The 22,524-nt window shown below is 51.5% G+C and carries 22 protein-coding genes; 9 read left to right on the top strand and 13 right to left on the bottom strand.

Annotated elements, in window-relative coordinates; translation table 11 throughout:
* Positions 1-25: 25 nt before the first annotated feature.
* Positions 26-1,393: a HAMP domain-containing sensor histidine kinase gene (locus I0P70_RS17135; RefSeq protein ID WP_196120363.1), complete on the bottom strand. Its 1,368-nt coding sequence runs from the start codon at positions 1,391-1,393 to the stop codon at positions 26-28.
* Positions 1,383-2,075 (bottom strand): response regulator transcription factor, encoded by a 693-nt coding sequence (locus tag I0P70_RS17140; protein WP_196120365.1) that lies wholly within the window; start codon positions 2,073-2,075, stop codon positions 1,383-1,385. Before I0P70_RS17140 ends, I0P70_RS17135 begins: the two co-directional genes overlap by 11 nt.
* A gap of 473 nt (positions 2,076-2,548) precedes the next feature.
* Here I0P70_RS17140 and I0P70_RS17145 point away from each other — a divergent pair, with 473 nt between their 5' ends.
* Positions 2,549-3,388, top strand: a complete 840-nt coding sequence (locus I0P70_RS17145; protein ID WP_196120367.1) for an MBL fold metallo-hydrolase — start codon at positions 2,549-2,551, stop codon at positions 3,386-3,388.
* A gap of 145 nt (positions 3,389-3,533) precedes the next feature.
* Here the strand turns inward: I0P70_RS17145 and hflC are convergent, their stop codons facing one another.
* Positions 3,534-4,472 carry a protease modulator HflC gene (gene hflC, locus I0P70_RS17150; protein WP_196120369.1) on the bottom strand — a complete coding sequence of 313 codons (939 nt, stop codon included), beginning with the start codon at positions 4,470-4,472 and terminating at the stop codon, positions 3,534-3,536.
* Between the two features lie 3 nt (positions 4,473-4,475).
* Complete coding sequence (gene hflK / locus I0P70_RS17155; protein ID WP_196120371.1) at positions 4,476-5,459, bottom strand: FtsH protease activity modulator HflK; 984 nt, start codon at positions 5,457-5,459, stop codon at positions 4,476-4,478.
* A gap of 225 nt (positions 5,460-5,684) precedes the next feature.
* On the opposite strand from hflK, the gene I0P70_RS17160 reads away from it, so the two are divergent.
* Positions 5,685-6,296, top strand: a complete 612-nt coding sequence (locus I0P70_RS17160; protein WP_196120373.1) for a hypothetical protein — start codon at positions 5,685-5,687, stop codon at positions 6,294-6,296.
* 55 nt (positions 6,297-6,351) lie between these two features.
* Here I0P70_RS17160 and I0P70_RS17165 read toward each other — a convergent pair whose 3' ends face one another.
* The 4 genes from I0P70_RS17165 to I0P70_RS17180 form a co-directional block, all read right to left on the bottom strand.
* Complete coding sequence (locus tag I0P70_RS17165; protein WP_196120375.1) at positions 6,352-6,717, bottom strand: spore germination protein GerW family protein; 366 nt, start codon at positions 6,715-6,717, stop codon at positions 6,352-6,354.
* Positions 6,718-6,925: 208 nt separating this feature from the next.
* On the bottom strand, positions 6,926-7,942 hold the full coding sequence (locus I0P70_RS17170; protein WP_196120377.1) for an LLM class flavin-dependent oxidoreductase: 1,017 nt from the start codon (positions 7,940-7,942) through the stop codon (positions 6,926-6,928).
* Positions 7,943-7,953: 11 nt separating this feature from the next.
* Positions 7,954-8,655 (bottom strand): DsbA family protein, encoded by a 702-nt coding sequence (locus I0P70_RS17175; protein WP_196120379.1) that lies wholly within the window; start codon positions 8,653-8,655, stop codon positions 7,954-7,956.
* Positions 8,656-8,730: 75 nt separating this feature from the next.
* Positions 8,731-9,360, bottom strand: a complete 630-nt coding sequence (locus tag I0P70_RS17180) for an NAD(P)H-dependent oxidoreductase (protein WP_196120380.1) — start codon at positions 9,358-9,360, stop codon at positions 8,731-8,733.
* Between the two features lie 116 nt (positions 9,361-9,476).
* On the opposite strand from I0P70_RS17180, the gene I0P70_RS17185 reads away from it, so the two are divergent.
* From I0P70_RS17185 to I0P70_RS17195, 3 genes are all read left to right on the top strand, one after another.
* On the top strand, positions 9,477-9,917 hold the full coding sequence (locus tag I0P70_RS17185; protein ID WP_196120382.1) for a helix-turn-helix domain-containing protein: 441 nt from the start codon (positions 9,477-9,479) through the stop codon (positions 9,915-9,917).
* A gap of 121 nt (positions 9,918-10,038) precedes the next feature.
* Positions 10,039-11,451 (top strand): DUF1800 family protein, encoded by a 1,413-nt coding sequence (locus tag I0P70_RS17190; RefSeq protein ID WP_196120384.1) that lies wholly within the window; start codon positions 10,039-10,041, stop codon positions 11,449-11,451.
* Positions 11,452-11,475: 24 nt separating this feature from the next.
* Complete coding sequence (locus I0P70_RS17195; protein WP_230392269.1) at positions 11,476-12,687, top strand: DUF1501 domain-containing protein; 1,212 nt, start codon at positions 11,476-11,478, stop codon at positions 12,685-12,687.
* A 63-nt stretch (positions 12,688-12,750) separates the two neighbouring features.
* Here the strand turns inward: I0P70_RS17195 and I0P70_RS17200 are convergent, their stop codons facing one another.
* The 4 genes from I0P70_RS17200 to I0P70_RS17215 form a co-directional block, all read right to left on the bottom strand.
* Entirely contained in the window at positions 12,751-15,219 is a 2,469-nt protein-coding gene (locus tag I0P70_RS17200; RefSeq protein WP_196120386.1) for a TonB-dependent receptor plug domain-containing protein, read from the bottom strand.
* Positions 15,220-15,338: 119 nt separating this feature from the next.
* Positions 15,339-16,541 carry a putative sensor domain DACNV-containing protein gene (locus tag I0P70_RS17205; protein WP_370583248.1) on the bottom strand — a complete coding sequence of 401 codons (1,203 nt, stop codon included), beginning with the start codon at positions 16,539-16,541 and terminating at the stop codon, positions 15,339-15,341.
* Positions 16,542-16,677: 136 nt separating this feature from the next.
* Positions 16,678-18,279, bottom strand: coding sequence for a M20/M25/M40 family metallo-hydrolase (locus I0P70_RS17210; protein WP_196120388.1), 1,602 nt, complete (start codon positions 18,277-18,279; stop codon positions 16,678-16,680).
* A 156-nt stretch (positions 18,280-18,435) separates the two neighbouring features.
* Entirely contained in the window at positions 18,436-19,005 is a 570-nt protein-coding gene (locus tag I0P70_RS17215; RefSeq protein ID WP_196120390.1) for a pseudouridine synthase, read from the bottom strand.
* A gap of 360 nt (positions 19,006-19,365) precedes the next feature.
* Here I0P70_RS17215 and I0P70_RS17220 point away from each other — a divergent pair, with 360 nt between their 5' ends.
* The 4 genes from I0P70_RS17220 to I0P70_RS17235 are packed head-to-tail and all read left to right on the top strand — an operon-like array spanning position 19,366 to position 22,036.
* The gene (locus tag I0P70_RS17220; protein ID WP_196120392.1) at positions 19,366-19,803 is read left to right on the top strand and encodes a hypothetical protein; all 438 of its coding nucleotides are present in this window, start codon (positions 19,366-19,368) and stop codon (positions 19,801-19,803) included.
* 9 nt (positions 19,804-19,812) lie between these two features.
* Entirely contained in the window at positions 19,813-20,907 is a 1,095-nt protein-coding gene (locus I0P70_RS17225) for a toxic anion resistance protein (protein ID WP_076422700.1), read from the top strand.
* Positions 20,907-21,092 (top strand): hypothetical protein, encoded by a 186-nt coding sequence (locus tag I0P70_RS17230; RefSeq protein WP_196120394.1) that lies wholly within the window; start codon positions 20,907-20,909, stop codon positions 21,090-21,092. Before I0P70_RS17225 ends, I0P70_RS17230 begins: the two co-directional genes overlap by 1 nt.
* Positions 21,092-22,036, top strand: a complete 945-nt coding sequence (locus tag I0P70_RS17235; RefSeq protein ID WP_196120396.1) for a hypothetical protein — start codon at positions 21,092-21,094, stop codon at positions 22,034-22,036. Before I0P70_RS17230 ends, I0P70_RS17235 begins: the two co-directional genes overlap by 1 nt.
* Before the next feature lie 17 nt (positions 22,037-22,053).
* On the opposite strand, the gene I0P70_RS17240 is transcribed toward I0P70_RS17235, so the two are convergent.
* Positions 22,054-22,233, bottom strand: coding sequence for a hypothetical protein (locus I0P70_RS17240; RefSeq protein ID WP_196120398.1), 180 nt, complete (start codon positions 22,231-22,233; stop codon positions 22,054-22,056).
* Between the last annotated feature and the right edge of the window lie 291 nt (positions 22,234-22,524).

The following is a 22,524-nucleotide window of genomic DNA, read 5'->3' on the forward strand; positions in this document are numbered from 1 at the left end:
CAATTAGAGGGATATTATTTTAAGATTAGGCTGCAGGAAAAATCAGCTTTACTTCGGTTCCCTCGTGAGGAACAGAGGAAATGGCTATGTCGAAGTTGCAAAACTCAGCAATGTGCTTTGTCAGTGACAAGCCTACGCCATGGCCTGGCTTCAGGTACTGGGTGTTGCTTCCCCGGTAAAAGAGATCAAACACTCTATCCTGTTCCTGCACAGGTATACCGGGGCCGTGATCCTGCACGAGTAAGGTCAGTTGTCGCTGCTCGGTAAGCGCAATTTTCAAAGTCACTTTTTGATCTTCTGAAAATTTAAGCGCATTGTCTATAATGTTGGTAATGGCTGTAGCGACCAGATCCGGGTGAGAACGCAGTTGCAACAGTTCACTTTCCTCTACCTCCATTATGGTCTCTACTTCTGCTTTAGGATACTTGTAATGGATTTTTTCCAGCACCTCCCACAGTAGCTCGTCGAGCCTGAACAGCCGGTAAGTAGAAGGGGAGGTGTTGTTTCTCAAACCGCTGATTAGCAGTAGCCCTTCGATTACCGAATTCAGGTCAGAAGTGCTCTTCACTATTTTCTGCAGCACCTGCTGGTATTCCTGGGGGCTTCTTTCTTTATCCAGACTAAGCTCTGCCTCACCCAAAATAGCTGCAAGCGGCGTTTTCAGCTCGTGCGATACATTTTTCAGGAAGTGTTTCTGATGATTTACGCCCGCCTCCAATCTTTCCAGAAATGTGTTGAGTGTTTGTGTCAGCTCACTGAGTTCGTCACCCGGCTTGTTTACCTGTGGGAGGCGGGAATTAAGATTTTCTGTAGAAATGGTGTTTACCTGGCGAAGTATAGAAGAGAAAGGCTTGAACGTCTTCTGCGCCAGCACTACGTTGAAGATGTAATTTATCAGGATGCCCACCAGGAAAAGACCGCCCAAAATAACACTTAGGTTGTATAGCCGATCTTGCCCGGTTATATCCACTCCGGAGCTTATGATGACAAAGTCACCCTGGTTATCTTCGTAGTAAATGCCGGCATATTGCAGCCCTTCAGCTCGAAAATTGTGCTTACCCCTGCGGCGAATCTGGTTCAGAATAAGCTCATCCACCGGATAGGAACTCAACTCCGGCACAAAGGCCACATTGCCGTTGGCATCATAGATCTGGAGCGTTTCCTTGTCCAGGGTATTCAGGTATCTTCTCTCATACTCCTGGTACTTCTTCTTGTTCAGTTCGTCTTTCTCCAGAAATATAATAGCCGATAGCAGCGCACGGTTCTCCAGTTTGCTATAGAACGCATTGATTGTAAGGTTTCTATACAGGTATAAAATGCTGCCAAAAACAAGCAGAAGGGTAATAGCGCAGACAAGCGTAGACCGTAAAGCAAGTTTCTGTTTAAGATTCATCTGATTTCTGCGCCAACTGGTATCCTCTACCTTTAATGGTATGGATCAGTTTGGTTGAAAAGTTCTTGTCTATTTTATTACGGAGGTAGTTGATGTATACATCTACCACATTGGTGTTGGAGCTGAAATGTATATCCCAGACGGCCTGCGCAATTTCAACCCTGGAAACGACCTTTTCCCTATTTCTTAGCAGGAAGAGGAGCAGGTTATACTCCCTGGGTGTTAGTGTAATTTCCTTCCCTGCTCTTCTAACAGAATTCTGATCGGCAATTATCTCCAGATCCGCATACTTGTCAGCTTCAAACACGCCATGCTCCAGCTGCTTTCTTCTCAGGTGCGCATTGATCCGGGCCAGTAGTTCACGGAAGTGAAAGGGTTTCGACATAAAGTCATCGGCACCGGCTTCCAGTCCCTTAATTCTCTCTTCAGGATTCCCCAGCGCACTCAGAATGATGATGATGGAGGCGATATTCCTTTTACGCGTGATCTTGCATATTTCGAAGCCGTCTATACCTGGTAGCATGACATCAAGTATCACGATGTCATATTCATGCTGACTTATAAGCTCAGCCGCTTTATAGCCATCCGACACAAGCTCTACCTGGTACCCTTTCTCGGTCAGACCCTCTTGTATAAAAGAGGCTACGCTGACATCGTCTTCAACTAAGAGGCATTTAATCATGGGGTGTTCATCTGTATAGAATTTAAAGCTAAAGAAAATTGTGCAGAAACTCTTAGCATGAGAATTGCTCCTGATATACCGATCATATGGTTTTTACTTGGGATATACCTTTGTATGAGCCGGAAGAGTGTGATTGCCAGCTTTATAACACCAGGGGAGTTGACATGAAAGCTTTGACTCTCACTTATACGGATACTTTAAGGAACCACAGTTGCGGCCTTATACAAGACTTTGGCAGTATGCGAAAACATAGTAAGCGAATGTTTCATGCAGCAGGCATGTTATTGTTTTATTACCTGCCTTCTATGCGTACCCGGTATGTATTCTGATGCTCATGTAAACGTTTAAGCAGCACTTGGGCGCAATGGCCATAAAGGTTTGCAAGCAGAGAGCAGCCGGTATCCGGAGATAAGTATAATTTTGAATTATTACAAGTTGATTAATCTACTTAAAAGAGCGAACTTTGTACCTCTATGTCTTTAGCCATTACCTCACTAAACTCCGGCAGCAACGGAAACTGCTATTACATCGGCAACGGCCAGGAAGCTGTGCTGGTGGATGCTGGCATTTCGTGCCGCGAGACGGAGACGCGTATGCGTCGCCTTGGGTTGAGCATGCGACAAGTGAAGGCTATTTTTGTGTCGCACGAGCATTCTGATCACATCAAAGGCATACCTGTGCTGGCTCGCAAGTACAAGCTACCAGTCTATATAACACCTTACACCCTCTATCGCTCCCGCATGGATCTGAGTGGGGTGGAGGTGTTGTCTTTCACAGGCTACGAACCAGTGCAGATCGGTAACTTGTCCGTGACCGGATTCCCAAAGTTTCATGACGCAGCGGATCCACACAGTTTTGTGGTGGAGGGTAATGGCGTGAAGATTGGTGTTTTTACGGATATAGGCGCACCCTGTGATCATGTCATTCGCCACTTCCAGCAGTGTCATGCCGCTTTTCTGGAAGCAAACTATGACGATGGCATGCTCGAGCAAAGCTATTACCCCTATTACCTCAAGCGCCGCATTAGTGGCAGCCACGGACACTTATCTAACCGTCAGGCACTTGAGCTGTTTGTAGCGCATAAGCCCGCTTTCATGAGCCATTTATTCTTGTCGCACCTTTCCAAAGACAACAATTGCCCTAAACATGCCAAAAGCCTGTTTGATGTCTGTGCCGATGGCACTGAGATAGTGGTAGCTTCCAGGTTCGAAGAAACAGCCGTGTACCGTATCAACCATCAAGGTGATATTTTTGAAAGAACCATGTCCGTGAGTGACATACAGCCTGCAGGAGAACAGCTGTCGTTGTTTTAGATGCAAGCTGCATGATGTAGATCCTTGTGCACGATTCAGACAGGTCGCGACCTGTCCCTACAAAATCACACATTGTCAAAAAGCCCGATGACGTGATACCTCAACGTCATCGGGCTTATCGAACTTTCTACCTTTCTAACTTAAATCAGTTCGCCCGCTTCAGATATTTGTACAGTTCCGAATCAGTAGAGAGAATTATACTCGTCTTATCATCAAACGATTTCTCGAGCGTCTCCATGGAGCGGAGGAAGCCGTAGAGCTCGCGGGCCTGGGCGTTGCGGTTGTAGGCAGAGGCGTAAATGGAAGTAGCCTGTGCGTCTGCTTTACCACGGATCATCTCGGCTTCGCGGGTGGCCTGTGATGTGATCTGGGCCAGGTCACGTTCTTTGTTACCTTGTATCTTGCGGGCTTCACCCTGTCCCTCGGAGCGGAACTGGTCAGCGATACGGTTACGCTCACTGATCATGCGGTCGTATACCCGGTTGCGCACCTCGTCTACATAGTTCATGCGCTTGAAGCGGAAGTCCAGGATCTGCACACCCAGGTCAGCGGTGCGCTCGTTGGCACGTTTCAGGATCAGCGCTTCAATCCTGTCGCGGCCGACTGAAATCTTCTCCAAATTCTCCAGGTCTTCCATAATCTCATCTGATACTTCCGGCTCCCGGTTGGTGGAGCGCACAATGTCCAGCAGGTCGTGGCTGGCGATGGCATTGCGTGTTTCGCCGTCAAGTATGTCATCGAGGCGTGATTGGCCGGAGCGCTCGTCGCGCAGACGGATAAAGAACTGCAGCGGGTTGGTGATCTGCCAGCGCGCGTAGGAGTCCACGAAGATGAATTTCTTGTCCTTGGTAGGTACCTGGTTCGCATCGCCGTCCCACTCCAGGTAGCGCTTGTCAAAGAACTGCACCTTCTGAATGATCGGGATCTTGAAGTGCAGACCCGGCTGGGAGCGCGGCTCGCCTACGGGCTTACCAAACTGGGTGACGATGGCTTGCTTGGTTTCGTCGAGTACAAATACGCTTGTGAAAAGCAATGTCAGCAGGAGTACTGCAGCTATGAGCGAGAGTATTTTTGGAGTATTCACAGGCTATTTCGTTGGAGTTTGAGTTTTGTTCTGATTCAGGTTCAACAGCGGCAGCACGTTGTTGCCACGCTCATCCACGATCACTTTATCGCCTATTTTTGGTAGGATGCGTTCCATGGTTTCCAGGTATAGACGCTTCTTGGTTACCTCTGGAGCTTTCACGTATTCCTCGAAAAGGGAGTTGAAACGGGCGGCCTCACCGGTTGCTACGTTCACACGGGTCAGTGCATAGGCCTCGGCCAGCTGAATGGTTTCATCTGCCTCGCCACGTGCACGCGGAATGATGCGGTTATACTCCGATTCGGCCTGGTTGATCAGGGTTTCGCGCTCCTGCTGGGCCTGGTTTACCGCATTAAAAGAAGGCTTCACAGTCTCCGGCGGATTCACATCCTGCAGCACTACCTGGTCAATGCGGATACCGTTTTCATACTCGTCGCACATACGCTGCAAAAGCACCTCCATGCTGGTAGCCACTTCCTGACGACCTACGGTGAGTACTTCGTTTACAGTTCGGTCACCTACAATTTTGCGCATGGCCGACTCAGCCATATCACGCAGGGCTTTTTCCGCGTCGCGTACTTTGAACAGGTAATTGTAAGAGTTTACGATACGATACTGCACCACCCACTCCACGTTAGCCAGATTCAGGTCGCCGGTCAGCATCAGCGACTCGTCATTGAAGCTTTGATCAGAGTATTGTGTGTTCCTGCCTGACTCCAATGTTCTGAAACCGAATTCCTGCTTAAGCTGGCGCTGCACCGGGATCTTACGCATCTCCTCAATACCGAAGGGTAAGATGAAGTTTAGTCCAGGCTGCACAGTACGGTCGTAGTGGCCTACGTACATGACCACGCCTTCTTCTTCAGGACCAACCGTTTTGACGGAAGTAAGCAGGAGTATCAGTAGGAACAAGCCGAGCAGGATCTTGCGAAAGTGCTTGCTCAGCAGGAACATGTAGTATTGCAGCCGGTAGTTGGGTTCAGCCATGGGAGCGGAGAAATTTGTTTGTAGCGTTAAGATAACTAAAATATCTTAATATGTTGATGTCTTGATAAGTACGGGTAGGAGCGTTGTGTCAGAGTAATGCAGGTATAGCGTGCTTTAAAGACAGGGACGAGGCATTATTGAAAGCTTTTTACTGAATTCTTCGTACAGGTTAGAGGCTGAGATTCAGCCCTCGAATGATCATACACACTAAGCTCTAAAACCGATATGAAACACTTCTTCGCCTTCGTTTTCATGCTGCTGGTTGGGTATAGCAGCCAAGCCCAGAACACCACCATTCCAACTGCGGAAGCGCAGATTAAAACCGCCGTACTGGCCGCCCCGGCCGAGATGCGTGAAGGTGCCACTGTGCTGGGTTATAATCAGAAAGGGGAGGTAGTTACTTTGAGAAAGGGTACTAATGAACTGATTTGCCTGGCCGACGACCCGAATCAGCCCGGATTTTCAGTTTCATGCTACCACCGCGATTTAGAACCTTTTATGGCACGTGGCCGTGAGTTGCGCCGACAGGGTGTGAGCGCCAACGAGATTTTTGATATGCGCGAAAAAGAAGCCAAGAGCGGTAAACTGAACATGCCCAAGCAGCCCACCACACTTTTTGTGTACAGTGCGCCAGATGAGCAGGTAAACATGCGTGCCGGCGAGGTAGCCGACGGCTATCTGCGCTACGTAGTCTACATCCCGTGGGCCACATCCGAGAGCACCGGCTTGCCGCTTAAGCCTGATCAAGGTTCCGTGGCCATGCCCTGGATCATGCATCCCGGCACGCATGGCGCCCACATCATGATCAATCCACCACGCAATAAGGCAGGTCAATAATTAGCAGATGCTGTTTTATGCCTTTATAAACTGGTTAACCGCTACTTGATTTTCGTTAGCGTTTGTTAACCAGTTTATCAACGCTTTTCATCAAAATGAAAGCCATAATACCGCTAACGCCAATGATCTTGATCACCCGTTCCGGGTCAGGTATAGATTTGAATTTGGTGTTGCCGTCTTTGATCTCAATGTAGCCTACCGGCTTGATGGCCACACCACCACCGCCGCCGGTTCCTTCTTCACCCGCTTTGGCACCGCTACCACCCCCAAAACCATACATGGCTTTGGCTGCAGGTATAACGGTCACGCCATCGCGTTCCACCGGCTCACCGTAAATTGTGCTGGCGCTGGCTGAAATACCCAGCCGCTGTGCCAGTCGTTCTATGAAATTGTTTTGGTCTTTCTTTGATGTCTCTTCCATGCGCTATCAGGTTATTAATGATAAGTTGCCGATCAGTAACTAGGGTGTACGTGCAGGATTTAATTCGTTGCAACATAGGAAGTGGAGCGTTTAGGATTTAAGGTAAGCGGCGTCGAAAAGAAGGTATAGGTATAAAAAAACAGACCCGAAGCCATGCCCGAGTCTGTCTCTATGTATTAGAATTGGCTGGGCAATGCCAGTCCAATATTTATTTCTCCTGTAGTGCAGTGATTTCAGAAAGCAGGGAATAGGAGTGAAGTCGCTTCTCCGGGGCAAAAATGCCGGTGGAGATCATCAATTCGTCTACCTGCGTTTCGTCCACGAAAGCCTCTAGCTCTTCCTGTACTGACTTTTTGCTGCCCACAAAGCTGTAGCGCAGCATCTGTTTTACGGCATACTCCTCCTGCAGACTCCAGCGGTCTTTCATGCTCTCCACCGGCGGCTGCATCGGCAAAGCCTTGCCCTGAATCACGTTCAGGAACGATTGGTATAGAGAAGTAGCCAGGTGCTCCGCCTCCCCATCAGTGTCAGCGGCCACCACGTTCACACAGGCCATCGCATAAGGCTCCTGCAGTTGCTCCGATGGTCGGAAACTGTCGCGGTATACCTTGAGTGCGGCGTGCAGGGCAGCAGGGGCAAAGTGACTGGCGAAGGCATATGGCAGTCCCATGATGCCGGCCAACTGTGCGCCGAAGGTGCTTGAACCTAGTATCCAGACAGGTATGTCAAGGCCTTCACCAGGTATAGCGCGTACCTTGGCCGTGCTGTTATCGGCATTCAGGTACTGACGCAGTTCTGCCACGTTGTTCGGGAAGTCTTCCACGTTGCCTTGCAGGTCGCGGCGCAGGGCATAGGCTGTTACCTGATCGGTGCCGGGGGCCCTTCCCAGCCCTAAGTCGATGCGGCCCGGGTATAGGCTCTCGAGCGTGCCGAACTGCTCTGCCACTACCAGCGGCGCATGATTGGGCAGCATAATACCGCCCGAGCCCACACGTAGGGTAGAGGTACCGCCGGCAATGTAGCCGATCAGCACGACAGTGGCCGAACTGGCGATGCCGGGCATGTTGTGATGCTCAGCCAGCCAATAGCGGGTATAGCCCAACTTCTCCACGTGGCGGGCCAACTCCAGACTGTGCTGAAAAGAATCATGGATGCTCTTGCCTGTGCGGATCGGCACCAGGTCGAGTACGGATAATTTGATATCGCTTAGCTTCTTGTTCTCCATAGTTATGTTTTTTAGCACACCCCGCCCACATCGCAGCTATTGCCTTCGATGTCGAGCTTCTGAATAGTAGGCGCTACTTGCTTGAATACGTTCAGGAAAGTTTCGGCAGGCTGGGCACCGCTCACCAAGTACTGGTCATTGATCACAAAAGCGGGCACGCCGGTTATACCTGCCGACTGCGCAAAAGCCTCCATCTGGCGGACTTCCTGCTTGCCTTCTTCGGTTTGAAAGAAATTCTCAAGTCGCTCAGCCGGTATACCTTGTGCTATCCCTATTTCTTTGAGCACTGCTGTGTCGTTCATCTGGCGGTTTTCAGTGAAATAAGCTTTGAAGAGCGCATTGGCTACCTCATGCTGCACACCATACTGGCCTGCCAGCCAGATCAAACGGTGACCATTGAAGGTGTTGTTCACCGTCATACTGTCCGAGAAGTTAAACTTGATCCCTTCCTCGGCACCAGCCTCGGTCATGCGTTGGTCCATGGCCGGTACCTGCGACACGATCTGCTCGCCATAGTTACCCTTGAAATAGTCGAGGCGGCCCATGCCATCCTGCGGAATGTTCGGGTTCAGCTCAAAGGCCTTAAAACTAATCTCGGCTTCGTATTGATCTCCAACTTGCTGCAGCGCTTTGTCGAGTCTGCGCTCGCCCACATAGCACCAAGGGCAGTTGATATCGGAGAAGATGTCTATTTTGATTTTCTGCTTTGTCATAGTAATTTCTTTAAATGCGTAAGCCGACAGCTGCCTGATGAAGGCAGCTGTCGGCTGTACTTATTAGGTCGAAGCTTATGCTTCCAGTACGAATTTTTCTTTCTGTCGTCTTACTTTCGGCAATTTGGACAGCCAATCGTTATCCGCATCGCGGTAGCCAAGTGGCATCAGTGTCACGCTGCGCAAGCCTTCTTCAGGCAAGTTCAGCAGTTTATCTAAAGCAGCTGCATCAAATCCCTCCATTGGAGTAGCATCCACTTGCTCAGCGGCAGCGGCTACCAACCCCACACCGAAGGCGATGTAAGCCTGGCGGGCGGCCCAGTTAAAGTTCTGCTCCTGCGTATTGCGCTCGGCTATACCTAACAGCGTGTTTTTGAAATCGTCTAGCTGCTCGGCTGGCATGTTGCGCACCTCGGCTGTGTGCTGGATGTACTCCTCAATATGGGCCGGGTTGATGTCGTCCCAGGCGGCAAACACCAGCAGGTGCGAGCTCTCCTCGATCTGCGGCTGATTCATGGCAACCGGTCTGATTTGCTTTTTCAGCTCCTCGTCCTCGATCACCAGCACCGTGTAAGGCTGCAGACCCATGGAAGAAGGAGCCAGGCGGATAGCTTCCAAAATACGTTCTACTTTATCAGACGGCACACGCTGGCCGTTCATACGCTTGGCGGCATAGCGCCATTTCAAAGATTCTAAGATATTCATGTCTATACAACAGTTAAAATGCCAGTAACGTTTCATTACTTAGTTACTTTTGGTAACTCAAAGGTATTTCTTAAATTTGTGCTGGTCAAGCAGGCACTTCAGCCTCACCTAGTAACATGGAAGTAACTAAAGTTGAGAATCAGCGACTTGCGATTCAGAAAAAGATCGATAAAGTTTTATGCAGTAAGGAAGAAATTGAATCCTGCTGCCCGATCAAGGATATTCTGGCCCGCTTCGGAGACAAGTGGTCCATCTATACCATCCTTACCCTGGGGAAGGAGGAAAAACTGCGCTTTAATGAGCTTAAAAACCAGATTAACGGCGTATCGCAGCGCATGCTCACGGTCACGCTGCGCTCGCTGGAAGAAGACGGTCTGGTGAGCCGGCAGGTATACCCCGAAATTCCACCCCGGGTGGAGTACAGCCTGACGCCGCTGGGGCAGGGCTTGCTGCTGCAACTCCTGCAACTTGCCGACTGGGCAAAGCTCAACATCGATCAGATTTTAGAGGCGCGGGAACGATACGCCAAAAAGGAAAAACAGGCACAACTCACGTAGAAGATTGCCAGCCTAAACCGGCTGATTCTAATATTGTTAGATGCTATACCTGTTAACATATATTTTCAGGTATATTTAAACCTCGGTGACTCTTTTTCATCTAAGTTTAAATGGCATCTGCATGAAAACTTTAGCACGCGAACAAAAGCTGCAGCACCTCTATTGGCGGGCTGGCTTTGGCCTACCTTTCAAGCCTGATCAGGCTAGTCCTGCAATCAAAAATGCCGTGCGCGGACTGCTTCGCCAGTCGGGCCATGCTGAGTCCCTTCAGGTAGCGCTTCCGCGCACAGAAACGACACTGCAGGCTGATGCGCAGAATGCCGAAATGCGTCTGCTGCGGCAGCGGGAAAGGCAACAGGGCTTTGTGCTGCTCAATAATTCCTGGCTACAGCAAATGACTACTTCCGAAGCCCAGCTGCGGGAGAAGATGACGCTTTTCTGGCACGGGCACTTTGCCTGTCGCCTTCGGGAGCCCCGTATTGCTTTGCTGCAGCATAACACGCTACGCGATCATGCCTTGGGTAAATTCCCTAACCTGCTGCTGGCCATCTCCAAAGACCCCGGCATGCTGCAGTTTCTCAACAATCAACAAAACCGCAAACAGCGCCCTAACGAGAACTTCGCCCGTGAACTACTCGAGCTTTTCACGCTGGGCCGCGGACACTATACCGAACAGGACATTAAAGAAGCCGCCCGCGCCTTTACCGGATGGTCCTACAATCCGCAGGGCGAGTTTGTGTTCCGTGCGCGTCAACACGACCGGGGTAAGAAAACCTTTATGGGGAAGCGGGGGAGTTTTGGCGGAGAGGAGATCCTGCAAATAGTCGTTGAAAACCCACGCACAGCTGAATTCCTGACGGAGAAGCTCTACGCCTTCTTTGTAAGCGATACACCACATCCGGAGCGAATCCGAACGTTAAGCACTTATTTCTACAATACAGGCTACGACATCCCTAAGCTGCTGGAGAAGATCTTTACAGCGAAGTGGTTTTATGGACCAGATGTGGTGGGAAGCAAGATAAAATCACCGATCGAGCTGCTGGCTGGTTTGCAGCGGCAGTTTGACGTGACTTATACCGATGGCCGCAGTCCGCTGGTACTACAGCGGGCGCTGGGGCAGGAGCTGTTCAGGCCCCCGAATGTGAGCGGCTGGTCCGGTGGCCGCAACTGGATCGACAGCTCTACACTCGCTTTCCGATTGCGCATCGGGCCTTCTTTGCTGCAGGATGCGGCACTGGAGGTGAACCTGAAACCGGACGACGATTCCGAACCAACCGCACCCCGCAGGCGCCGACAGGATGGGATACGGATTGTGCGTGCCAAAGCCAACCTGAACGGTCTGCAGCAGCAGTTGCAGCAAGTGAAGGACCGGGAGCTGATCGACAAACTAAGCCAGAAGCTGCTACAGGTGCCCCTGCGACCGGAAACGGCAGCGCTGCTCACGCAACACATACCTTCGGGAGCAGCACACGCCGATAAAGTGACGCTACTGACGCTGCGGCTGCTTTCTTTACCTGAGTACCAGTTATGCTAGTTTTCCACCGCTCACTAATGCACTATGGCAACTAATTCCAGAAGAGAATTTATCAAAATGTCGGCACTGGCCTCAGGTATGCTGCTGGTACCAAATTTTTTGCACGGCCTGGACCGTAGCGGACTGCCGCTGCTGGGCAACTCCAACGGCAAAAGGCTGGTCGTAGTACAGCTCAGCGGCGGTAACGATGGCCTGAATACGGTGGTGCCATACCAGAATGACCTGTATTACAAAGCACGGCCTACCCTGGCTATACCTTCCCGTGAAGTGCTCACCCTGGAAAAAGGACTCGGGCTGAATCCGGCGATGGAAAAGATGCGCCTCCTTTACGACCAGGGCTACGTGTCAGTTCTCAACAGTGTGGGCTATCCCAACCCGGACCGTTCGCACTTCCGCTCCATGGACATCTGGCACTCAGCCAGCGCCTCTGATGAGTACCTGAGCACCGGCTGGCTGGGCCGTTACCTCGACAGCTTGTCTGGCCCCTCTGCCAACTATGCGGCTATTGAAGTGGACGATACACTCAGTCTGGCGCTGAAAGGGGAGCGGTACACAGGTATAGCGGTGCAGGATGTGAAGCGCTTCTTTCAGGCTACCAACGATCAGTTCCTGAAGCAGGCGGCTCAGTTGCATGCGGAAGAGCACTCGCACCACCAAGTGGACTATCTTTACAAAACACTTATCGATACGCAGCAATCGGCTGGATACCTGCAGGAGAAGACCAAGGTATACCGCAGCAAAAAAGAGTACCCGAACGGCGAGTTTGCCCGCCACCTGAAGACCATTGCCGAGCTGATCGCCTCGGGTGTGGAGTCACGGGTATACTATGCCTCGCTCACCGGTTTCGATACGCATGTGCGGCAGGCTGGGCAGCAGGCTAACCTGTTACGGGAGCTCTCAGAGGGGCTGTACAGCTTTGTGAAAGACCTGAAGCAGCAGCAGGAGTTTGACAATACCCTGATCATGGTGTTTTCGGAGTTTGGAAGAAGAGTGGCTCAGAATGCCAGCAACGGCACAGACCACGGCACGGCCAACAACCTTTTCCTGATCGGAGGGAAACTAAAGCAGGCGGGCATTTATAACGAAGGACCCAATCTGCAGGACCTCGACCAGGGCGACCTCCGCTATAGCATCGATTTCCGGAATATCTATGCGACTCTGCTGAACAACTGGCTGAACGGAAACGCAGCAGGAATACTGGGTGATAAAACCCAACTGCTACCGGGACTCGTGTAAGATACAGACACAAAAAAGCCCGCTGCTTCAACAACAGCGGGCTTTTTGCAGGTATAAACTCTGTTACGGATTTGCTTTTCCCAAACTTACGTTGAAGGTGCTTACACCCCGACCAGGCTTACCGGCATCGGATATACCTTCGGCAATGGCTCGGTAGGTCGTGTTGCGGTCAGCGGCGTAGAACGTAACTGTCGCTTTGCCTGCTGCATCCGTCTGCACGCTTGGGTTCCAGTACAGCGTGGTGCGCAGGTCGGGCTCGCGGCTGGCCGGTGTCTTGCCATCATAAACAGGACTATAGAACTCCCGTGTCTTGCTGTAGCCCTGTGCGCGGTGTATGATGATGTACTTTCCAGGCTCCACTTCCTGCATCGCCTCACCACCCTGACGGGTATACAGTGCAATCACACCACCCGAAGCACGACCGCCATACAGACTGGCGCTGGCCGGATCTTTCAGGATCTCGATGCGGCTGATGTCAAACTGGTTCAGTTGGGACGTGATGCCCTCTTCGACAGGCATGCCATCGATCAGGTATAGCGGAGCGGTTCTGCTGCCACGGATGCGCGCCCTGAAATCGTTCGGACCGGCACGGTATACCTGCACACCAGCCACTCGCCCTTGCAAGGATTCGATAATGTTACCGGATGGGGCAGCCGGAAGATCCTTCACATCAATCACCGCATCTGCCCTTCGGTGCAGCTTAAAGGGCTGTATCATGTCCGCTTCACCCTGAATCTCCACATCCTTCAGCAAAATGCCTTTCAGCGTCAGGTCAGCGTTTACCTCGTCAGCAGCCGCCATTTCTACTTTTCCGGCGGTTAGCAGATCCGGGCTGGCACTGGCCACCAGTTCCTCACCTTGCGGGGCAAATATAGCCGGCAGTTTTGGCTGGTATTCCTGCTCGTCGATCTTAACTTGCAAATGCTTGCGACGGCCGCGGGCATCGGTACCCTGCACCACCATATCAGCAGCGCCGGTATAGTCAAATCCTTCGAAGGCAAACCGGCCGTCTTTATCAGTTTCGGTAGTGATAAAGGCCAGGTGCTGTCCTTTCAGGTATAGCAGCGCTTCGCCTCCTTTCACCGGCTTGCCTCTGTCAGTAAGCAAGGTGCCGCGTACAGCGAGTTCCGTCTCCGGGCTATGCTTCAGCTCAGGAAACTCACCCTTGGCCGCTTGCTGCCAGGCAAAGCGGCGCCAGCCCTGCGTCATCAGCAGGTAAGAGAGAGCCTCCTGTCGGACTGCGTCACCATCTTCAAAGTAATAGCCCGGATTCTGCACGTAGCCGCGCAGGTCGGAGGTTAGCAGCAGGTAGGCATTGATGTTGAGTCCCTGCAGTTCCGGTGTCACAAGTTCATCGTCGGTAATGGCCAGCGAAAAATCAGTAGAAACCGGCTTGCCCTGCTTATCGCGGGCCAGTACCTGCATCGTCACGCGCTCACGTCCCGCATAGGTTTTCTTGTCCGTCGTCAGGCTAATATCCAGGTTGTCGTTGTTGTCAATAAATACCAGACGCTCTGCCAGTGGCTCCCCGTTGGCGGTGGCCAGGTTGAAGCGGGCTATACCTGTCGGGAAGTCCGCTTTGGGAATTTGTTTGCTGAACGTCTGGCCTGGCTGCAGACTGATCTGCTCGGCGTACTGCACCGCATCGCGGCTTATACCTGTCAGCACCAGCGACTGACGGCTGGAGGCATTTCCTGTAATTTGCACCTGTACCTGATCAGGGTTGGCCGTCTCGTTCACGCGCAGCACATAGCCTGTAGCTTTTGGCTCCGGTAAGGTATACTCAGTTTTGCTGCCGTCTTCAAAAGTCACCCGGGCCTTGTAACGCTGTCCCTGCTGCGGTTGCAGCGCAAAGGCACCCATACCCAGGTGCGAGTCTTTGAAGTCAAACAGCTTCTGGTTCTGCGCGTCGTGCACTGCGCCTGACACCGCTATACCTGTTCCGTCGGGTTTGGTGGCTTTAAAGGCTACACGGCTTTGCACACCCTGCACTAAATCACCACCCTCCGGGAAAAACTGCAGATCGATTTTCTGCGCGGTCTTATCCTGCTTTTCTGTCGGTGCTTTTTCGCCTATGATGCTGATCTCTTTCCGGAAGAAGCTCTCTTCACCGAAATTGCGCATCCACTGGGTATAGGCAGTTAGGGTATACTGTCCGACTGGCAAGTTTGCCGGCAGAATAATGTCGCCATTGGCTTTGCCGTTCTCAGCCTTCAGTTTCAGGCGCTGCACGGCTTCGTTATTGGCGTTGAGCAAGTCCACGTAAAGCACATTACTTTTTGCAGTTGGCTGCAGACTGGCTGCGTCTACTACATAGCCTTTGAGCCAGATCTGCTGGCCCGGTGTGTAACGTGGCTTGTCTAAGTGCAGGTATACCTTCTCAGGGGCATATTGCGTGCGCCAGCTCGCGAGGTGCGTCTCCAACTTCTGGAGCAGGTCCGTTTGCGGACTGACGAAGGCCATCGACACCAATGCCAGCAACAGTGCCGGCACCAGATAGGCCCATTTTTTAGTTATTTTATCTCTGATCATATCGTCCTCTCTTTCTAAAACATCTCTTCTTTATCAACAAAAACAAGTGCAATAATCATTCCTCAAAATTATATGCCATTGACTCTTTTCGGGAGGGTGAAACATCATGATTTATGCCGCTAGAGCAGCAGGGAATCAATGCGATTGGCCTGAACCATGTTCTCGCAATCAGACCAGCTGAAGATGGTAAACCTGCCATCCTGTGAGGCAACCAGTGCAATGGCGTCGCGCTGGTCGTGCACGAATTGGGCGGCTGACAAATGCCTGGTGCCACCGCTCAAAGTGGGCTGGTCGATCATGGCTTCGCCCCCGATCACTGGTTCTGTCAGGATCAGCTTATCTACTGGCGTGCTGCCTTGTTTGCGGGTTATTTTGGCGCCGAAAGCATACAGCTCATATTTATCGCTGATAATGGTGGCACCGTCTACGGCTGTGAGGCCGGCCATAGCTTCTATGGCTCTCCCGAGCTCGTCCTGCCAGTTGGAGTTTTCGCCGTCCTTTTCTTCTTTCTGTTTCATCAGATCCGTCAGTTCAGAATAGACGGGGCCCACGGCATACCGCATAGGGTGCCGGATGGAGGTGCGCCAGGTGTCAGAGCCAGCAGGTACCACCAGCAGGATGCCGCCTCGCTTGTGGGAGCGCATCGACACAGCCAGCTGCACCAGTACGTTGAGCGATTTGTTCCAGACGCTCAGGGAGCTGAAGCCCAGCAGTGAGGTCAGCACATCAGGACAGTTCGGCAAATGGGAGCTTGGTTCGTTCACGATCTTCACCTGATCGCCCATCAGCACGGCCACGTTCACAAACTTGCCAAAGCCATCCTGCCTGCGGTGCTTGATTACCAGCAAACCGGGCTCTGACACATCCAGCACAAAGCAAAAGTTAGGGATACTGCGGGTAGTCCCCCAGATATGAAGGTAGTCTCCCTCGTACCATACGCCCAGGTGTATGCCCTGCCGCTCCACACCCGGACCAAGCTTGGTCAGCACGGCAGGGGACAGGGTTAGGTGATGCTCGAACAACAAGGGCTGTTCGGTCTGTTCGGGCGGTAGAAAGGCAAGGGATATTTTAGGGGATTGGCCTTCTTCCCGGCGCAGGCTCGCCCAGAAAGCGGCATCGATCATGGTTTCGATGATGCGGGCAGGCGGTACGGTGGCCAGGTTGTTACTGTTTAGTTTTTTTGCTGCTTCTATCTGGGTTGTGAAATGGTCTTCTGCTATCTGAGCCACCTCACGTGCGGCCTTGTATGTCGATTTGCCAATCATGTCTGTTCTCGCTTTACAGGTATAGCCGGTAGGGTTCTGGTTTTTTATACGGTGCACAGCACAAAAACCGATAGATTCCTTCAAATGCAAGAGTTGACGTAGTCAGGTATAGCCATAAAAAAGCACAGCCGCTGCAGAATATCTGCAACGGCTGTGCTAAATAAACCAGGTATATTACCTGCTTTTGGATGTCTTAGTCAAGACCACCTTTGCGGGTAGCAGGTCTTGCCTGTGGCCAGCTCATCTGCTCACCAGTGCGCGGGTTCACTGGCATCACACTGCGCTCACGCGGTACCAGCTCCGGCTCTTCGCTGGCCATGTAAGCCAGGATAGCGGTCAGGATCACGTTGCTGCGCACATCATCGAACACGATCTTGTCGTACGTGTCGCGGTTGGTGTGCCAGGTATAGTTGCCATAAGACCAGCTCAGAGAGCTCAGCATGAAGGCAGGTACATCATGCGGAATGAAAGAAGCGTGGTCAGAACCGCCGCCACCCGGGAAGCCAGGGTAAGAGGTCTGGATGTCTTTGGTGATCTCACGCGGAACAGCGTTCAGCCAACGACCCATGTAGTCGTAAGCATGCAGGAAGCCCTGGCCAGAGATGTTGGCCACGCGACCAGTACCGTTGTCCTGATTAAGCACCGCCTGTGTGTTCTTTACAATCTCCGGATGATCTTCCACGAAAGCACGCGAACCGTTCAGGCCCTGCTCTTCGCTACCCCAGTGACCTACCAGGATCGTACGCTTCGGGTTCGGGTATACCTGCTTCAGAATGCGCATTACTTCCATCATCAGGATCGTGCCCGTGCCGTTGTCTGTAGCACCGGTAGCGCCATCCCAGGAGTCAAAGTGAGCTGACAGGATCACATACTCGTCAGGCTTCTCAGAGCCTTTGATCTCAGCGATCGTGTTGAATGTAGGCACCGGCTTCTTAGCGTGCTTCGACTCAGCTACCACTTTGATACGTGGCTTGCTGCCGTTTTCGGCCAGGCGGTATAGCATACCATAATCTTCCAGAGAAAGATCTACAGTAGGAATCTTCTTGGTATAGGCACTGAAGATTTTGTTCACGCCAAAACCCTGTGACCAGTTCGACATCGCGATACCGGCAGCACCAGCGTTCTCCAACGCAACAGGAAGCGTACGGGCGGTTTTGCCAGTAGCGGCAATGCGCTTGCGGTAAGCCTCGTTCTGCTCGTCACGCACTTTTTTCATTTTCTCGAAAGACTCCTCCGTCGCAAACTCTTTCCAGTTGTACTCCGGACGGCCGCTTGGCTGGTTCATCGAGATCATAACTATTTTGCCTTTCACACTTGGCAACCAGCGCTGGAAAGCAAGGGAGTCAGCGAAATCAGGCATCGTAATCACCTCAGCTGTTATACCTTTAGAAGACGTAGACGGGCTCCAGGCCAGCTGCATCCCTTCCAGAGACTGTACACGCGGGTGCACCATATCGATGTGTGTAATGCCGCGTTCCCAGCCGCGCCACTCACCGTAGTTTTCAATACGGGCGTCGATGCCCCAGCCTTTGTACTTGTTCACGGCCCAGTCGGCTGCCTCTTTCATCTGCGGCGTACCTACCAGACGTGGTCCTACGCCATCCATCAGCTCGTGGCCCAGCTGCTCGAGCTGTGAGTTCTCGGTAGCCATTTTGATGATGTTCTGGATAACAGGATCCTGCTTTTGTTGTGACTGTGCCTGCTGCTGTTGCGGTCGCTGCGCGAATGTTGCGCTGCTCACACCGCCTGAAAGCATCAGGGCCAGGGCCAAAATGCGAATAGGGTGTTTCTTCATGGTTAATGTAAGGTATGGATTGTTTGTATGATATGTTAAGCTATGTCCGTTAAATATAGTAAATAAGTGCTATAGATGCCGACACCGCTCAATAGACTCCCCGTGACGGCTTTGGTTTAAAGTCCCCCACAAATTTTGCAGGTATAGCACAGGTTTTTATTCTAAATCAAAGCTTTCGACTTCTGATACACTTCCCGGCACAAACTCCTCCAGCCTTATATTTCCAATCCGGACACGCACCAGTCGCAGCGTCGGGAAGCCTACGGCGGCAGTCATTTTGCGGACCTGCCTGTTCTTACCCTCCGAGATCGTGATCGCCACCCAACTGGTCGGGCCGTGGCGGTCGTCGCGGATGCGGCGACTGCGCTCCGGGAAATCCGGGGCGGCCTCGAGTCGGAAAGCGGTGCAGGGGCGGGTGCCGTACTGTTCGCCGTATAGCCCGATGGATACGCCTTCCTGCATTTGGGCGATGGCTTCGTCGGTGATCAGGCCGTCTACCTGCGCATAGTATTCCTTTTCGACGTGCTTGCTGCGTACCTGTTCGCTCATCTTGCCGTCGGTGGTGAGCAACAGCAGACCCTCGCTGGCCTCATCCAGGCGACCGATAGCCATAGTGCCGGCCGGAAACTCGTACAATTCACCAAGCAGTTTCTGCTTTTTCTTATCTGTCACGAATTGACTGATGTAGCCGTAGGGTTTGTGCAAAATGAAATGCCGGTGCTGCATGTAAGCGAAAGTATAAAATCAGGGATAGATCGTCCCGCAAATTAGACAAAATGCCTGATTTTATCGGCGAGCGCTGTAAAGTATAGCGCCCTGCCACCGTAATAGGACAATGAAAAGATGCGTTCGGGTACAATTGGTACAGGAGGCTATACCTGGCCCTTATTCAGCCTGGACTCTCGTTAGCCCCAGGTATTGGTTCCGCGTATAGAAGAAAGAAAAAGGCTGGGAGCGAGGCGCAAAACAGGTGATCAGGAGAACCATCCAGTTGTTTCAGGCCCCATCCACTTCACTAATACTTGATTACATCAATTTATTTTGCTTCATTACATAGTTAATTAAGCGTCAAACTTTATAAACGCAATGCTTATTTTTTGGACATTCCTGATAGCGGCTCTTTTGGGGTACATCGTGGGACATTATATTATCCCGAACCGACAACTGCGCAAAGCGCTGCAGGATGTACGGCAGCAATGTGCCCTGGCACTCGATGAAGGCAACAAGGGCGTGTACAAAACCATCGTGACAGAAGATGGTAAGTCCTCGGAACTGGTAGTGGAGGTACGCGAGCTGGCTATAACGAAAACAGGACAGGTGAAGGTGGAGTATCTGAGCGCTCAGTACCGCAACCCGGAGTTTAGAACACGCAAGGGCGATGCGCTGCTCAAAGAGGTGCGAGATCTTCTGGGCGAGTACCTGCCGCTGAACGAAATAGAGTGGTACGAGCAGACGGATCGGCACGAGCGCATCAAAAAGTATTTAGACTCTTTAGACCTAATCAATCACAACCTTTTTAGGTAATAAAACAAGATGGAAAAAACAGAGAAAACAGAGATTACGATCGCAGAGAATCAAGAGAAAATAAAAGAGAAAGCCTTGGCTATCTCTAAATCCATAGATCCGGGTAATCCGGAAAGTCTGAGCAATTTTGGTGTGGAAACCCAGCGCAAACTGGGCCACTATTCCAACGAACTGCTCACCAAAGTAAAAGCCAAAGACTCCGGCGAGGCTGGCGATGCCATCAACGAACTGCTCAACCAGATCAACATGATCAAGATCGATGAGCAGGAGAAGGGTGGATTCTTTTCGCGCCTGCCTTTCGTGAAAAAGTTTTCGGACAAGTCGAAGCAGATCGCCTCGCAGTACAACTCCGTGTCGGCTAACGTAGACGATGTGGTGGTGAAACTGGAGCGCACCCGCCAGAGCATCATGAAAGACTCAACCAGTCTGGAGGTCATGTTCAACCAGGCAGTGGAATACATCCACGAGATACGCTCTGTGATTGCAGCCGGAAAGATGAAGATCGAGGAGATCGAAACCGACATCATACCGAAACTGCAGGACGAAGTAGAAAACAGTGGACAGGACGAACTGGCCGTGCAGCGCCTGAGCGATATGATCGCCTTCAAAGAGCGTCTGGAGAAAAAGGTACACGATTTCACCTTGTCCCATACCATCGCTACGCAGTCGATGCCGCAGATCCGTATGATCCAAACCACGAACGATGTGCTGGCTCAGAAGATCCAGAATTCTATTGTGACGGTTATACCTGTATGGCGTCAGCAGGTGGCTATTGCGCTTGGCTTAGAGAAGCAACGCAAGGCACTTGAGATTCAGAAAAAGGTAACCGACACCACCAACGAAATGCTACGCAAGAACTCCGAACTACTGAAGAAAAATGTGGTGATTGCGGCGCAGGAAAACGAGCGCGGCATCGTGGACGTAGAGACGCTGAAGAAAGTGAACAAGGACATGGTGGAAACGCTCGATCAGGTGATCAAGATATCAGAAGAGGGCAGCAAGAAACGGGCAGAAGCCGTAAAAGAACTTGCACAGGTGCAGGAAGAACTTAACAGCAAAATCATCGGCACTTTCGGCAAGTCCAAACAGATTGAAATTGAATAATGATTTATAAAGGGGATAAGAAAGAAGAAGAATTAGCCGTCCGGCACCGTATCCTGAGCGATGAGCAGGAGGCGGTGCTGGACCTCTATATCCAGCACATCGACAACATCTTTGAAGAGATGAAGCTTTCTGAGAAGCTGCAGGTCGAAATTGAAACCCAGCACCTGAAACGCATCCTGTCCTAATGATCAGATTTTTTCGTTCTTTTTTCGGGCTGGAACAGGAGTCAACCCGCACGGTAATGGACCATCCCGGTGCTGCCGATGCACGCGCCATGCAGTACATCCGCGCCTCTAATGCTCGTCTGAATGCGCTGCACAAACTCTACGACAGGTATAAGCACACGCCACACGCCGAAAAAATATTGGCCGTTTTCGAGAAGACAAAGCTGATTCATAACTACCTGGTCACGCGCAAACGCATCCAGGAGTTGGAACTGTTTCATGTGCAGAACACGGAGCATTTTATTAATACCTTCACGACGGTGATCAATGTGCACGAGCGGCACATTAAAGACAGTTACGTACCGGAGCGTGAGAAACCTAAACCACTGCCGCAGGTACAGAAGCCACGTCCGCAGGGACAGGCACCAGCACAACCTGTTTCGCCGCGCCCAGTTCCACCCAGACCGGATAATCCAGGCCAGCCTTTTGAGTCGAAGGTAGAGCAGGTGCTCAAGCGCATCGAATCCGAAACGATCAAGGGCATCTATACGGCGCAGAAAGTTACGGAGATGGTGAAGCGTGTCGCTAACCAAGCACCGATGTGCCAGCCGGATGTGCTGCAGGCTAAAGTCCCAACTTTGGGTGTTCCGGTTATTGCCATCGATACCTACTCCCGCGTGTTTTATGCACCGGAGCTGGAAGGCGGAGCCACCATGTCGCGTGAAATCTCCTTCACGTCTTCGGATGGTGATAAGGATGTGTTTTTGCAGCATGTCGCTTCGAAGCTTGCAGTGCCGAAGGAAGAGATTAGCTACATCGGTAACACGATGTTGGCTATACCGGATACCAAGGGTCCGAGTCCGGCGCGGCATGTCCCGATTGTGCACTGGCGTGGGTTTCCGTACGCCGTGAGTTTAATGGATTACCGCTTGTTTCCTGTGAGGATGCATCGGAAGAGTTTTTAATTTAGTTTTTGAATTGTTTAGTGAAGAGCCTCTGTGTGATCAGGGGCTTTTTTGTTGATTTTATCACTGGTTTTCAGGGTGTGATGTTGTCGTAATATGGCGCGAGCGTCCTCGCTCGTGACTGCTATGGTGGGGCCTCTGGCCCGAGCATAGGTATAGTTGCGGCTTTTCAGGTATAGCAATGTGTGTTGTTTCATAGCTTCGCCTGTGCGGCGGGCACCTACTTTTTTTCTTGACAAAAAAAGTAGGCAAAAAAGTCAAGACTCCCCAAACTCGCTGAACGCTCGAACAGTGGGTAGTCATTTAAGTGCACTTGGCACTGCTGCTTGTTCCATAGCTGGCGTGCGAGTTAGTCTTGCTATACCTGTCAGCGGTTCTAACTGTTCATGACAACGCTTATACCTGAGAATTGGTAGTGGCAGCAAAGTCCCCCTTCAAAAGGGTAGGGCTGTTAAATTCTGCCCGTAATTATCCCCTTGAGGGGATTA

Origin of the sequence: Pontibacter sp. FD36, assembly GCF_015686655.1 — a bacterium.
GTDB lineage: Bacteria > Bacteroidota > Bacteroidia > Cytophagales > Hymenobacteraceae > Pontibacter.